This is a genomic window from Pseudanabaena sp. FACHB-2040 (assembly GCF_014696715.1).
Classification (GTDB): domain Bacteria; phylum Cyanobacteriota; class Cyanobacteriia; order Phormidesmidales; family Phormidesmidaceae; genus JACVSF01.
Map to the genome: position 1 here is coordinate 437,139 of NZ_JACJQO010000019.1, position 13,805 is coordinate 450,943.

12 protein-coding genes are annotated in these 13,805 nt (G+C 51.1%); 3 read left to right on the plus strand and 9 right to left on the minus strand.

All coding sequences use genetic code 11. From position 1 onward, the window contains the following. Window positions 1-511: 511 nt before the first annotated feature. Complete coding sequence (locus H6G13_RS22245; RefSeq protein ID WP_190486901.1) at window positions 512-2,653, plus strand: Rne/Rng family ribonuclease; 2,142 nt, start codon at window positions 512-514, stop codon at window positions 2,651-2,653. A gap of 14 nt (window positions 2,654-2,667) precedes the next feature. Beyond that, window positions 2,668-3,306 (plus strand): ribonuclease HII, encoded by a 639-nt coding sequence (locus H6G13_RS22250; RefSeq protein ID WP_190486903.1) that lies wholly within the window; start codon window positions 2,668-2,670, stop codon window positions 3,304-3,306. Here the strand turns inward: H6G13_RS22250 and H6G13_RS22255 are convergent. Further along, the gene (locus H6G13_RS22255; protein ID WP_190486905.1) at window positions 3,303-5,138 is read right to left on the minus strand and encodes a polysaccharide deacetylase family protein; all 1,836 of its coding nucleotides are present in this window, start codon (window positions 5,136-5,138) and stop codon (window positions 3,303-3,305) included. The two genes, H6G13_RS22250 and H6G13_RS22255, sit on opposite strands and share 4 nt — an antisense overlap. A gap of 403 nt (window positions 5,139-5,541) precedes the next feature. Continuing rightward, the gene (locus H6G13_RS22260) at window positions 5,542-6,126 is read right to left on the minus strand and encodes a DUF1997 domain-containing protein (protein WP_190486907.1); all 585 of its coding nucleotides are present in this window, start codon (window positions 6,124-6,126) and stop codon (window positions 5,542-5,544) included. Window positions 6,127-6,355: 229 nt separating this feature from the next. Between H6G13_RS22260 and pheA the strand changes: the two genes are divergently transcribed. Further along, window positions 6,356-7,225: a prephenate dehydratase gene (pheA, locus tag H6G13_RS22265; protein ID WP_190486909.1), complete on the plus strand. Its 870-nt coding sequence runs from the start codon at window positions 6,356-6,358 to the stop codon at window positions 7,223-7,225. A 140-nt stretch (window positions 7,226-7,365) separates the two neighbouring features. Here the strand turns inward: pheA and H6G13_RS22270 are convergent, their stop codons facing one another. The 7 genes from H6G13_RS22270 to H6G13_RS22300 form a co-directional block, all read right to left on the minus strand. Further along, the gene (locus H6G13_RS22270) at window positions 7,366-8,007 is read right to left on the minus strand and encodes an LON peptidase substrate-binding domain-containing protein (protein WP_190486911.1); all 642 of its coding nucleotides are present in this window, start codon (window positions 8,005-8,007) and stop codon (window positions 7,366-7,368) included. Between the two features lie 233 nt (window positions 8,008-8,240). Further along, window positions 8,241-8,558, minus strand: a complete 318-nt coding sequence (rpsJ, locus tag H6G13_RS22275) for a 30S ribosomal protein S10 (protein ID WP_190486913.1) — start codon at window positions 8,556-8,558, stop codon at window positions 8,241-8,243. A 125-nt stretch (window positions 8,559-8,683) separates the two neighbouring features. Then, window positions 8,684-9,913, minus strand: a complete 1,230-nt coding sequence (gene tuf / locus H6G13_RS22280) for an elongation factor Tu (protein WP_190486915.1) — start codon at window positions 9,911-9,913, stop codon at window positions 8,684-8,686. Between the two features lie 24 nt (window positions 9,914-9,937). Beyond that, complete coding sequence (gene fusA / locus H6G13_RS22285) at window positions 9,938-12,013, minus strand: elongation factor G (RefSeq protein ID WP_190486917.1); 2,076 nt, start codon at window positions 12,011-12,013, stop codon at window positions 9,938-9,940. A gap of 97 nt (window positions 12,014-12,110) precedes the next feature. Continuing rightward, on the minus strand, window positions 12,111-12,581 hold the full coding sequence (rpsG, locus tag H6G13_RS22290; protein WP_190486921.1) for a 30S ribosomal protein S7: 471 nt from the start codon (window positions 12,579-12,581) through the stop codon (window positions 12,111-12,113). Between the two features lie 232 nt (window positions 12,582-12,813). Further along, window positions 12,814-13,191 (minus strand): 30S ribosomal protein S12, encoded by a 378-nt coding sequence (rpsL, locus tag H6G13_RS22295; protein WP_190486923.1) that lies wholly within the window; start codon window positions 13,189-13,191, stop codon window positions 12,814-12,816. 198 nt (window positions 13,192-13,389) lie between these two features. Then, a complete protein-coding gene (locus H6G13_RS22300; RefSeq protein WP_190486925.1) occupies window positions 13,390-13,731 on the minus strand; it encodes an iron-sulfur cluster assembly accessory protein in 342 nt (113 codons plus the stop codon). Window positions 13,732-13,805: the final 74 nt, after the last annotated feature.

The following is a 13,805-nucleotide window of genomic DNA, read 5'->3' on the forward strand; positions in this document are numbered from 1 at the left end:
GGGCACTCGTGACTGTTTTTAAGTCAGGGCTGCCCCGTTTAAGTTTAGGGATAGGGGCCAATTAATATTAAGAAAAATAAAGATACAGGCGTGCAAATCTAGCTGTCTTATGCTAGAAAATAGCCAGTTGATTTGGTTCAACCCTCCGCTGGGCGCTATAATGCTAGCAACAGGAGCGATTGTGCCTGGTCGGTCAAGCAGGTTACCAGTGGTTTAGCAGCTACGAGTTCTGAACACTCAAGCGCTTCTGTCAGGATGCCTGTTCAATTTAACAAGTCTTGGCAAGGGCAAGAAGCCCCGGAGTAGCCAAGAGTGTTGTGTAACCTGCTTTTTTAGCCATCTCCTGACCAGGGTGAAGGTTTCACCGCTGCATTCAGGTTTCATGTCGGAGATAAAGTTCTCTCCAGCCATGATTAGGTGGCCTTTGTTTGCCTAAAAATTTTTACCACCAGATGATTAAGTACATTGCAATATTGCATGCCGAGACTGGTGAGCCTTTTGAGGAATTTGCATGCCGAAGCAAATAGTTATTGCTGAGCAGCATCGAACAGCTGCCGTTTTTTCTGAAGATCAAATCCAGGAACTTATTGTTGCAACGGGAACCCACCAAGTCAGCGACATCTACCTGGGCACGGTTGAGAATGTCTTGCCAGGTATCGATGCAGCTTTTATCAATATTGGTGATAGTGAGCGCAACGGGTTTATGCATGTCTCTGACTTGGGACCTCTGCGCTTAAAACGCTCTGCCGGTTCGATTACGGAGTTGGTGGCTCCCCAGCAGAAGGTGCTGGTTCAGATCATGAAGGAGCCCACCGGCAACAAAGGACCTCGCTTAACCGGCAACATTACTCTTCCTGGCCGATACCTAGTACTGATGCCGTTTGGTCGAGGGGTCAATCTCTCTCGCCGAATTCGTAGTGAGAATGAACGTAGCCGCCTGCGGGCTTTAGCCATTTTGATTAAGCCCGCAGGTATGGGGCTTCTAGTCCGAACGGAAGCTGAAGGTGTGGCCGAAAAAGCCATCATTGAAGATCTCGAGATGCTGCAGCGGCAGTGGGAAAATGTCCAGCAGCAGGCTTTGGCGACTCGTCCTCCAGCCCTGTTAAATCGAGACGACGACTTTGTTCAGCGAGTCTTGCGAGACGTCTACAGTTCAGACGTCAATCGTATCGTTACCGATTCTCACACGGGCATGAAGCGGGTCAAGCAGTACCTGGCTAGCTGGAGTGAGGGTAAGCTGCCAACCGGCGTTTTGATCGATCATCACCGAGACCGCACTCCCCTACTTGAGTACTTCCGGGTCAATGCTGCCATTCGCGAAGCCCTCAAGCCTCGAGTTGACTTGCCCTCTGGCGGGTATATCATTATTGAGCCGACTGAAGCGCTTACGGTAATTGACGTTAACTCTGGCTCTTTTACTCGGTCAGCGACCTCTCGGGAGACGGTGCTATGGACCAACTGTGAAGCAGCCACTGAAATTGCCCGGCAGCTACGTTTAAGAAATATAGCTGGGGTGATTATCGTTGACTTCATCGATATGGACTCGCGGCGCGATCAGCTTCAGGTTTTAGAACACTTTAACAAAGCTATCCGCTCTGATAAGGCCAGACCTCAGATTTCTCAGCTTTCGGAATTAGGGTTAGTGGAGCTGACCCGGAAGCGCCAGGGTCAGAACCTATATGAGCTCTTTGGAAGACTCTGTCCTACCTGTGGTGGTTTAGGTCATCTGGTGCATTTGCCCGGAGAAAATGCTGAAGAAGTGCAGCCTTTGGTTCAGGAGACCGGAAGAAGCTACACTCCGGTTGCCAATCGGACCCCAGCTGCAGTGCAGCCGGTTGTGCGAGACACCCCCCGCGAGGTCCGAGGGGAGGAGCTAGAGCCCTTCCAGGATTTGCAAGAACTGGATCTGGTCAACCATCCCAGCTATCAAGAGCGCACAGGGCGAGGCAATCGACGGCGGCGGCGGCGGGAACCCTTACCCACACGCAGCAATGGTGGTCGCGACGGAGCCACCGCCAAAGAAATTCCACCTCCAGCAGCAGCGCCAGTGGTGCCAGAGCCAGTAGCGGCTCCAGCAGCAGCAGTGGAAGAAGAGAAGCTGCCTGTACGAACCGGACGAAGCCGGAGTGGCAACGGTCGTCATGAGAAAAAGCCCGTAGCGGCCCCTCAAGTTGTCGCTGTTGAGATGACGCCAGATGAGCAGCGCATTTATGCCATGATGGGCATTTCTCCTCTGGTCCTGGCTAATCAAGAGCTGACTGATCCAAAGAATACGACTATTGCGGTGGTGCTTCCAGGCGAAGCGGCTTCCTTCTCTGCCCCAGAAATCGCTGAGGCTCCAGCCCCTGTGGTAGCTGATGGCGAGATTGAAAAACCGGTACGTCGTCAAAGAAAGCAAGCCACTGAGACTCCAGAACCTGAGGAAGTTAGCCCAACATCAGTTTCTGTTGAAGCTGAGAGTAGTGCCTTTGCAGAAGCTTCGCCAACACACACTGAGCCAACGGCGCAGATTGATTCGGTGACGCCAGCTGAGACTGTAACGCCAGCTGAGTCTATAGAGACACAAGAGACACAAGCCTCTGAAGAGGAGTCTGATGCTAACGTCCGTCGCCGCCGTCGTCGTCGTTCCTCTGCAACTGCTACTAATCAGTAGCGGGCTCGGTTTAGATGGCCGATCCGGCACAGGACACCTGCAGAGCAGCGGGAGTAGATGAGGTAGGGCGAGGCGCTTTATTTGGTCCTGTGGTTGCAGCTGCAGTCATACTGTCTGACGCTTCTGCCTGTGAGCTGATTAGCCTAGGGGTTAGGGACAGCAAACAACTCTCCCCAACCCGCAGGCAGGTTTTGGCTGTAGCGATCCAGCAGCTAGCAGTTGACTGCAAGATTGGTCTGGCTTCGGTTCAAGAAATTGATCGCCTGAATATTTTGCAGGCGTCTTTGCTGGCTATGAAGCGGGCGATCTTACAACTTGACCCGGCTCCGAGCCTTTGTTTGATCGACGGCAATCAGCGAGTACCTGACCTGCCAATGTCGCAGCAAACAATCGTAAAGGGGGACCAGCAGAATTGTGCGATCGCAGCCGCCAGCATCCTTGCCAAAGTCTGGCGTGACACCTTAATCACCCGCTTAGCAAGCCGTTATCCTGGGTACGACTTAGCCGCTAACAAGGGCTATGGCAGCCTTAAGCATCGGCAGGCGCTAGCGACACTGGGCCCTTCCCCACAGCATCGCCTCTCTTTTCGCCCCTGTCAGATCGCGGCTTTGCACCCTGAACAGCTGTCTCCGCTGCCTAGAAGCAGCAGCTAGGGAGCAGTCCCTACAGCCTCAGCCGCCTCTTGAACCCCATCCTCCATCCTTAATGGACAGAGGCCGTCAACCTTCTCAGGTGGAATCAAGGCGACGACGTGAGGCACTGGGCGAGGCTCATAGCCCACCAGAGACTCGCCTCGAAAGGCCAATGACGTGCTGGCTCCCGAGTCAAGCATGATCGCATCTTGGAGGCCCGCCTCTGCGAGCAGACGGCCCAGGGTGACGGAATCTACTCGCGACTGAGACACCCCAACAACAGGCTGGCCGGCCGTATTAATTCCCCAAAATGCTCGGTGGCGATTGGCGTCGTAGTCAAACAGGGTGCCAAAGCTATTTGCAGGCTGCGGCTCTCCGTCTTTAACCAGCCAGGCTGCTCCCACAAACGCATCTGTCACCCCCTTTGCGGCCTGATGTAAGCCGCTTAGGGTATTGTGACGAGCCGCATCAAAGGGTATGAACTTAACCGCATCTGGCGTAATCAGCACCAGGGGGCGACCATTGAGCAGGGGATTTTCGCTGCCGTTGCCTGGAACGAATCGCCGACTGCTCTGGCTCAGTACCGGGCCAATCATGACGTTAGAGTCTAGGTATTTGAGAGAGAAGAAGCCCCCGTCTACAGCTGCGATCGCATTCGTCTTAGCCACGATCTCAGGCACTTGATAACGGCTATCAGCATGAACTGTAACAGGGTGTCCTCCTGTAATCAGCACCAAAGTATTGTCCTCTTGAACAATCTCACTGGCCTCAATTGGGGCAGAAAAGTCAAAAGTTCCTGCGGCAAGGCGCTGAGGGCGTGAAGCTCCGCCCCAAGCCTGGTCTAGCAACTGCTCCAAATTAGATTGCCCAAACCGCTCAATGGTCAGCAGAGATTCAGAAGCTCCAGCAAACTGTTCATTCTCCTCACGCATGGTGAGAGCAGCCAGGTAACCAGCCTGGGAGACCGCTGCCGTTACCCGCTCGTCGTAGTGTCCAGCAGGGTAGGTAAAGTACTTAATTGGCATACCAAGCTGCGCCTCTAGCTGCGCCTTTGAATCTGCCACCTCTCGCCACAGATCCTCATCCGACAGCTGGGTCAAATTGGGCGGGTGGGTTACGCTATGAGATGCGATCGTTATCAGCGGATCAGCAGCCATCTCCTTCAGTTGCTCCCAAGTAACCGTAGAACGACCCACGATTTCCCCATTCAACTTGCCGGGGAAAACCGAGAACACTGCTGGCATCTGGTACTGCTTTAGGAGCGGGTAAGCCTGCTCAAAATGGCCCACATAGCCATCATCAAAGGTGAGTAAAATCGGCTTTTCAGGCAGCGGTAGTCCTGTACGCAGATGTTGCACCACTTGATCTAAGCTAACGGGCGTTAATCCCTGCGCCTGAATTGCCTTGAGGTGATTTTCTAGCTGCTCCGGCGTGACATCAAAGGAAACCTCTTTTTCAGCTAGTACATCGTGGTACATCACAATCGGTACCCGAGCCAACCGAGCCTGCTCATCAATTTGGGGCCATTGCAATCCCTCAATCTGGTTAGCCCCAAGACGAACCAGTGCCTGCAGCGACCCTAAACCCATTACTGGAACAGCCGTAGGTAAACTAGAGCTGGTAGGAGGTTGTTGCCCCTCCAAAAGGCTTTGAGTTCGGCAGGCCCGCTCGTTAGAAACAGAAGATGGAAATGCTTCCACGCCTGGAGACGCCGTAAATTCCATAAGCGCCGAGTTAAGGCCCTGTGGTTTACCTACTCCCCCTTGAAAAATCTCCGCAAAGGGAGTCGCAGCCCCCAGCAGCAGCCCCCCAATGCCAATGCCAACTAAGAATTTGCCCCATTTCTTTGGCATTTGTGATATTTGTCCTTTACCCAACACGAGTTTTCCAAAGCTCCGGCAGCAGTTCAGACCCCTTGCTCCGCTTATACCAGATGCTCCCCTAACAGCCCGAATCGAGCATAGGAGGCACTCGCCTAAAAAGCAAGTGGAATAAAGTAAAGTCTAGCCTCGGCAGGTTTAAGTATTCTTTAAGGGACAGGGGAAAACAGTAAGAAATTCTAAAATTTAGACTTTAAGCTCAGATCACAGCAAAGCCCAGATCGCAGCAATGATGAAGTTCTTCAAAATTACCCTGTCTCGTAGCTTTTCAACTCAGCCCGACACGCGATGCAAAGAAGGTTAGGTTTCAGCTAGAGGTGCCCCTGCCATCACGATAGCGTTGCTAGCACGAGGAAGTAGCCTCAAACAGCTTCACCTAGACATGGGAAGAACCCATAGCCGTTCGTGAGATCACCGTAGAAGATTTTTCCTCCTGGCTCTTGACCCAGGCATAGTAGTCAACCAAGAGTTGCCGAGACAGCCGCTGCTTTATGGTTAACAAAACACTCTTGAGCAACCCGTTGCCAGTAGTTTCTAGAAGTGTACGCGGCGTTAACCATAGAGCCGGGGGTAAATCCACGTCAACTACCAAGCGCGCCGTGCCTTCTAACCGAGTTTCACCACAGTGGGTAGTTGGCGCTAGAAACCCATCAAGAGACAAGTGGAATCGCCGATTGATGTCCTCATTGCTGCAGATCTGACACTTCAGAGACTTCAAGCAGAGCCCTCCTTGAGGTCCATTCCATACCTTCAAATCCACGACAGGCTGAATATGCACCGTCATAAAATCAAAAGAGCGCATACTGAGACGAAACAGCTCCAAATCTAGAATCTGCATCCGACTCGGATCGATCAAAGCCTTCACCAAGCGTTGTGGCTGCTTAAGGTAGTGCTGAATCGGCAGGGGCTGATCATGTACTGGAATTATTACTGATTGAGAGGCACTAAATCGAATGGGCATGGTGACTTTAGGGGCCAAGAGTTTGCGAGGGCTGCCTGCAACTGCTTAATTTAAGCGTAACAATACATGAGGAAATCTTCAGAAATTGGGGTTGACCGTCCCTTAGCCTAAAGTTGTTATGAGACTGAGCGCAACTGCTAACCCTGATTTCGAATAATATCTGTAAGGATTACTTAATCTTTGGAAAATTTACAATTAATAAGTTTGCTGTTTTCTCACGCTCTTTTTTATGACTCTATCTCTTGCCTATCTAGGGCCTCGAGGTACTTATACAGAAACGGCAGCAGTAGCTTACTGCACCTGGCTCCAGCGAAAAACTAGTAAGTCCGTCACCCTGCAAGCGTACCCCAGCATCTTTCAAGCCATCAAGGCAACCGCAACCGGGGAAACAGTCCTGTCAATTGTTCCAGTAGAAAATTCTATTGAAGGGGGAGTCACTGTCACACTTGATACCCTATGGCAGCTAGATCACCTACGAATTCAACATGCCTTAGTCCTACCCATTGCCCACGTCTTTGTCTCCCAGGCCCAAGATATTTCAGCAGTTGATCTGGTCTACTCTCACCCCCAGGCTCTTGCCCAATGCCAACAGTGGATTGAAAAAAATGTTCCACAAGCCAAATTGGTGCCTGCCAGTTCAACGACAGAAGCCCTTCAGCATTTGAGAGAAAACCCAAACGCCGCTGCAATTTCCTCAGAGCGAGCCGCTGAGCTTTATCAGCTGCCCATACTAGCCGAAGGCCTCAATGACTATGCCGACAACTGCACCAAGTTTTGGGTGCTAGGGCTTACGCCAGCCAAATCTGGAGGCCATACCTTTCTTGCTTTCAGCCTACCCGTCAATGCTCCTGGAGCGCTCCTAAAGCCCCTCCAGATCTTTGCAAAATACTCCATCAACCTCAGTCGCATTGAATCGCGCCCAACTAAGCGGTCGCTAGGAGATTACCTATTTTTTGTTGACTTAGAGGCCGGCATTACCACTGACGCCACTCAGACAGCCTTGAACGAACTGACCACCTGCACCGAGACCCTCAAAACGTTTGGCAGCTATACGTTTCTTCCTCTTGAAGAACTGCGGAGTGGCCAGATAGAATCTTAACTCAAACCCAAGCTCTAGCTCTTTGCCAAAGAATCCGGCTCTGCAGCAGTAAAGCAACCAACTAACAATCCCTTAGCGCCAGCAGTTTGTGATTTCTCGGCCCTTAGCCCTCAACGTCTGCCTTCACAAACTGGCACTGGCTATTCTAAAACATCCTTGAGGGCCGTTCGAGCGGCTAAGTGATTACGGGTAGACGTCAAAATCTCTGCTTCCCGCTCCAAGCGACCTGCCGTATCCTGCATCTCCAGCAAAGCCTGCTGTTCATGGGCTACACCATAGAGGTTGCTTGCAACCCAGTAAGACAACTCTAAGGGAATGTCTGGGACATTTTCAGGCATTTCGATGTCTTGGCTAGTCAGTTTCGCCGACAGCCGCACAACATCTCGTAGAAGCTGATCGACTTCAGACGCCAGCGGATGAAGGTCTCGTTCTGCCGGATCATCTTCAAGCCACTCTACTAACCCTACTCGGTAGGGCTTTTCGCGAACATAATCTAGCACTCGAAAGCGCTGCTGCCCCATCGTCAAAATTTTCATGCGATCATCTGGCAGGCGCTGATAGTGTAAGACCTCAGCACAGCATCCTACCTTAGCAGGCTCTCCCGTTACCGGATCCAACATCAACACTCCAAAGCGGCGATCGCTCTGGAGAATGGTGTTCATCATAATGCGGTATCGAAACTCAAAGATATGGAGAGGTAGGTGCCGTCCAGGAAAAAGAACAAGTTCAGGCAAAGGAAAGAGAGGTAGCTCGCGAACACCTATGGATGAGGAGAACGTCATTATTGTCTCGCGTTTCAAAAGCTCAGAACCGAGATGTCCTCCAGGAGGTCCGGTTAAGCATTAATATACAATCTGAAAGATATTTTAACGTATCGGCAATAGGTGTGCTGTTCACCTTTGAGCCAATGACCCTCTACAAACCTACTGTTTGGCGAACAAAGCACTCTCTTTAAAAGGAATTACTGCACTAAGATACTTTCACCCCAGTGCAGTATAGAAAAATAAGCTCAAAGTTAGAGTTTGACTTCGATATCAACACCTGCTGGTAGGTCAAGCTTCATCAGCGCGTCGATCGTTTTAGACGAAGGCTGATAGATATCGATAATCCGGCGATGAGTGCGGCTTTCAAAATGCTCTCGAGAGTCTTTGTCCACGTGAGGCGAGCGGAGTACACAATAGATTCGTCGCTTGGTAGGCAGAGGAATTGGGCCAACTGCTGTCGCATTAGTTCGATTCGCAGTGTCAACAATTTTCTCGCAAGAGGTGTCAAGAAGTCTGCGGTCAAAAGCTTTTAGCCGAATGCGGATTTTTTGCTGTTGAATAGTTGCCATGTAAGATTCCTTCTAATTCATGAAATTGTCGAGGTTCTGTTATGTCTGAGCCAAACATAAGTCCAGAGACAAAGAGGAGTGATACCTAATCGGAAATCACTCCTCTAAAATCTCTAGCTCAGAAGTTACTTGAGGATCTTGGCAACAACGCCAGCACCTACAGTCCGACCCCCTTCCCGAATTGCAAATCGCATTCCCTGCTCAATTGCAATTGGGTTAATGAGTTCAACTGTCATCTTGATACGGTCACCAGGCATGACCATTTCTGCAGCAGTACCGTCGTCTGCAGTAAATGTGGTGATCGTACCCGTCACATCGGTTGTCCGCACGTAGAACTGGGGCTTGTAACCAGGGAAGAAGGGCGTGTGACGGCCTCCTTCCTCTTTCTTAAGCACATACACCTCAGCCTCAAACTGGGTGTGTGGGGTGATACTGCCAGGCTTAGCCAGCACCATACCGCGCTCGATGTCGGCTTTTTGAACACCCCGCAGGAGCAAGCCTACGTTGTCTCCAGCCATACCCTCGTCCAGGATTTTCTGGAACATCTCGACGCCAGTCACGGTTGTGTTGCGGGTGTCGCGAATGCCCACCAGCTCAACAGTGTCGCCAACCTTAACTTTGCCCCGCTCGATCCGACCGGTTGCAACCGTGCCCCGACCAGTGATGGAGAAGACATCTTCAACCGCCATTAGGAAAGGCTTATCGATGTCTCGCTCAGGAGTGGGAATATAAGCGTCGACTTCATCCATAAGTTTCAGGATTTTATCGACCCACTCGTTGTCGCCTCGCTTGAGGGCAGGAGTAGTGGTCAGTGCTTCAACTGCTTTTAGGGCAGAGCCAGGGACAATAGGAATATCATCGCCAGGGAAATCGTAGGAGCTCAGGAGTTCCCGCACTTCCAACTCAACCAACTCAAGCAGTTCATCGTCATCGACCTGGTCTTGCTTGTTGAGGAAGACCACAATGCTAGGTACGCCAACCTGCTTGGCCAGTAGAATGTGCTCTCGCGTCTGAGGCATGGGACCATCAGCAGCAGAAACTACCAGAATGGCACCATCCATCTGAGCTGCTCCAGTGATCATGTTTTTCACGTAGTCAGCGTGACCGGGGCAATCTACGTGAGCGTAGTGGCGATCTTCGGTCTGATATTCTACGTGGGCGGTGTTGATCGTAATACCCCGGGCTTTTTCTTCGGGGGCTGCATCAATCTCGTCATATTTACGAGCTTTAGCCCCACCGGCTGCTGCCAGCGCCATGGTAATAGCGGCTGTCAGGGTCGTTTTGCCATGGTCAACGTGACCAATAGTCCCGATGTTTACGTGAGGTTTGTTCCGTTCAAACTTTTCGCGTGCCATTTACGTTACGTATCCCTTATTTGTCTAAGCGTTCCCTTTGTTTTTAGCGATGATAGACTCAGCCACATTGCGAGGAACCTCATCATAGCGGCTAAACTCCATCGAAAATATGCCTCGACCCTGCGTTTTTGAGCGGATGTCAGTGGCATAACCAAACATCTCGGCCAAAGGAACATTTGCTGTCACTTTAGCTAAGCCGCTCTCCGCTCCCATGCCCTCAATTTGGCCGCGGCGGGAATTGAGGTCCCCCATAACATCTCCCAGAAACTCTTCTGGAACTTCGACCTCAACTTTCATCGTAGGCTCCAAAAGAACTGGAGAAGCTTTCATTACAGCCTCTTTTATCGCCATGGAGCCTGCGATCTTAAAGGCCATCTCAGATGAATCTACTTCATGATAAGACCCATCAACGAGTGTAACCTTCAAGTCAATCACCGGGTACCCAGCTAGGATACCAGATTCGCAGGCTTCTTTCATGCCTTGCTCGGCAGGGGAGATGTACTCTTTGGGTATAGTACCGCCCACAATTTTAGACACGAACTCAAAGCCAGTGCCGACTTCGTTCGGCTCAACCTTGACAACTACGTGACCATATTGCCCTTTGCCACCGCTCTGCCGAACAAACTTGCCCTCAGCCTTAACAGCCTTGCGGATTGTCTCTCGGTAGGCCACTTGAGGAGCACCGATGTTAGCTTCTACCTTAAACTCTCGCAGCATACGGTCTACGAGAATATCTAGGTGAAGTTCGCCCATACCGGCAATCACTGTCTGATTAGTTTCGGGGTCAATGCTGACCCGGAAAGTTGGATCTTCCTCGGACAGAGACTGCAGGGCTTTGGACAGCTTGTCCATATCCTGCTTCGTCTTAGGCTCAACGGCCACTGAGATGACGGGCTCAGGAACAAAGAGCGATTCTAGGACAATAGGATGAGCCGGATCGCAGATTGTATCTCCAGTAAAGGTGTCTTTTAGGCCAATAGCAGCACCTAGGTCACCAGCCCGAAGTTCGTCGACTTCAATGCGATCGTCGGCTTTCAACACAATCAGCCGAGAAATGCGCTCTTTCTTATCTTTGGTTGCGTTGTAAACGTAGCTGCCCTTTTGCAGAATACCTGAGTAAACCCGAATAAAGGTCAGCCGGCCGTAGGGATCAGCCATAATTTTGAAGGCCAAGCCTGCTAACGGCTCACCATCGTCAGCAGGCCGCTCAGCTGTCTCCCCACTAGGTAGAATGCCTTGGATAGGAGGCACTTCCGTGGGGGCTGGCAAGTACTCAACAACGGCATCTAGGAGCAGCTGCACGCCTTTGTTTTTGAAAGCAGAGCCGCAAAGCATCGGTACGATGGTGCCTGTGACGGTGCCTTTCCGAAGCGCTAACATAATCTCAGTCTCGGTTAGTTCTTCGCCTTCAAAGAACTTTTCCATCAGCGCATCATCAGTCTCGGCTACTGCTTCAATTAACTTGGCTCGGTATTCAGCAGCCAGCTCCCGCATATCTTCGGGGATCTCGGTGTCTTCGACGTTTTGACCTAAGTCGTCGTGATAAATTCGGGCACGCATATGTACCAGGTCAATCACCCCTTGGAAATGGTCTTCGGCTCCAATAGGGATTTGAATGGGAACTGCGTTCGCCTTCATGCGATCGCGAACCTGGTTGTAGACCTTATAGAAGTTGGCCCCCGTTCGATCCATCTTATTGACAAAGGCAATACGCGGTACTTTGTACCGATCTGCTTGCCGCCAGACTGTCTCGGACTGAGGTTGAACTCCTCCGACAGAACAAAAGACAGCAATGACCCCATCCAGCACCCGCATTGAGCGCTCAACTTCAATTGTGAAGTCAACGTGCCCAGGGGTATCAATAATATTGATTTGATGATCGCGCCAGCTGGTAGTAATGGCAGCAGCCGTGATGGTGATGCCGCGTTCACGCTCCTGCTCCATCCAATCGGTCACAGCGGTCCCTTCATGAACCTCACCGATTTTGTGAACAACTCCTGAGTAGAACAGGATTCTTTCAGTTGTAGTGGTCTTCCCCGCATCGATGTGAGCTGCAATCCCGATATTCCTGACGCGCTCAATCGGAGTACTTCGTGCCACAGCGACCTCCTTCGTACTGGCTGCTAGCGGATGGGATCTTTGTATCTGTTAAGATTCTATACGCTGAAATTCAACACCAACAAATCCGCCAATGGATTTAGTAACGATAGTGGGCAAATGCCTTGTTGGCTTCAGCCATCCGGTGCGTTTCTTCCCGCTTGCGGACAGCACCACCAGTGTCGTTAGCGGCATCCATAAGCTCGTTTGCCAACCGCATGGCCATAGTCTTACCTGCACGCTGGCGAGAGTACTGGGTTATCCAGCGTAGCGCAAGGGCCACGCCCCGGTCAGAGCGAACTTCCATAGGAACTTGGTAGGTCGCACCACCCACTCGGCGAGCCTTGACCTCGACCAGAGGAGTCGCGTTACGAACTGCCTTTTCAAAAAGTTCTAGGGGGTCGCCGCCCGTCCTTTCTTCTATAACGCTAAATGCATCATAGATAATGCGGTTAGCGACGGACTTTTTACCGCTGTACATGATTCGCCGCGACATCATGCTAACGAGGCGGCTGTTGTAAACGGGATCGGACGGGACAGTGCGCTTCTGGGCGACGGAACGGCGAGTCATGATGGTCTCTCTCTAAAACTGTTGTGAAATTGGCAGAAGAATATCTTGGCGTTGACTTTCAATTGGCCAATTGACTCTAAAACCGTTGCCATTGCTAGAGTTAATACCTTAACGGTGTCAGTCCCTTAACATATTTACCTATCGCCAAGTAAGCGATAGGAGGAGCTAAGCGACCGACTGAAGAGCCTTAGGCAACAAGTTTTTAGAGCAGGTAGCTCAAGTAAGGCCCAACCTAGCTTTTCTTAGGACGTTTCGCGCCGTACTTGGAGCGTCCTTGACGACGATCCTTAACGCCTGAAGTGTCTAAAGTGCCGCGAATAATGTGATACCGGACGCCAGGAAGATCCTTTACACGACCGCCCCGAATCATCACTACGGAGTGTTCCTGCAAGTTATGACCAATACCGGGGATGTAAGCCGTCACCTCAAAGCCAGATGTAAGGCGTACCCGAGCCACCTTCCTCAAAGCAGAGTTTGGCTTCTTAGGAGTGGTTGTATACACACGGGTACATACACCACGACGCTGAGGGCAGCTTTTCAGAGCCGGAGACTTGGTTTTCTTCTGGGTTTTTTCGCGCTCACTCCGAATGAGTTGTTGAATCGTGGGCATATTTATTAAAGCTAACAGCCGGGAGTAGGGTAGTGGTTGCTAAAAGTTTCCACAAGCTCTAACGGTAGCATTTTTATTAAACTTCAGTCAACCGGGTCAAGCTCTTAATTTTGAGAACCCGGTCTTAATATTTCTGCGGCTTAGGAAGCTGCTGCTTAGAGAGCCGTTTGGCGCTTAAGTTTCAGACCTTATAGGCTGTCAGGCTGGGTGATCGGCCTCTGTAGAGAAAGCAATGCCGCAACCACAGGTTTGACTAGCATTGGGGTTAACGAAGCGGAAACTGCCTCCCATCAAGTCTTCCGCGTAGTCGATGGTGAGGCCAGTTAGCTTAGATAGAGCATCGTGGGCAACGACGATTCGTACATCTCCCTGCTCAAAAAGCGTATCGTCTGCTTGAGGTTTATTCTCAAAGTGTATTGCATAGGACCAGGCAGCGCAGGTTCCTGGTTGCAGGCTCAAACGAACAACAGACTGAAGAGACAGCTGTTTTGTCTGGAGTCGTTTCAGTTCTTTAATTGCAGCTTGGCTGAGTTGAATCATGGAATGGCTCTTGGCAGACCGTGGTTTTATTTGCCTTAAAACCATACTGCCAGATGCAGGACTATCCGCATCTG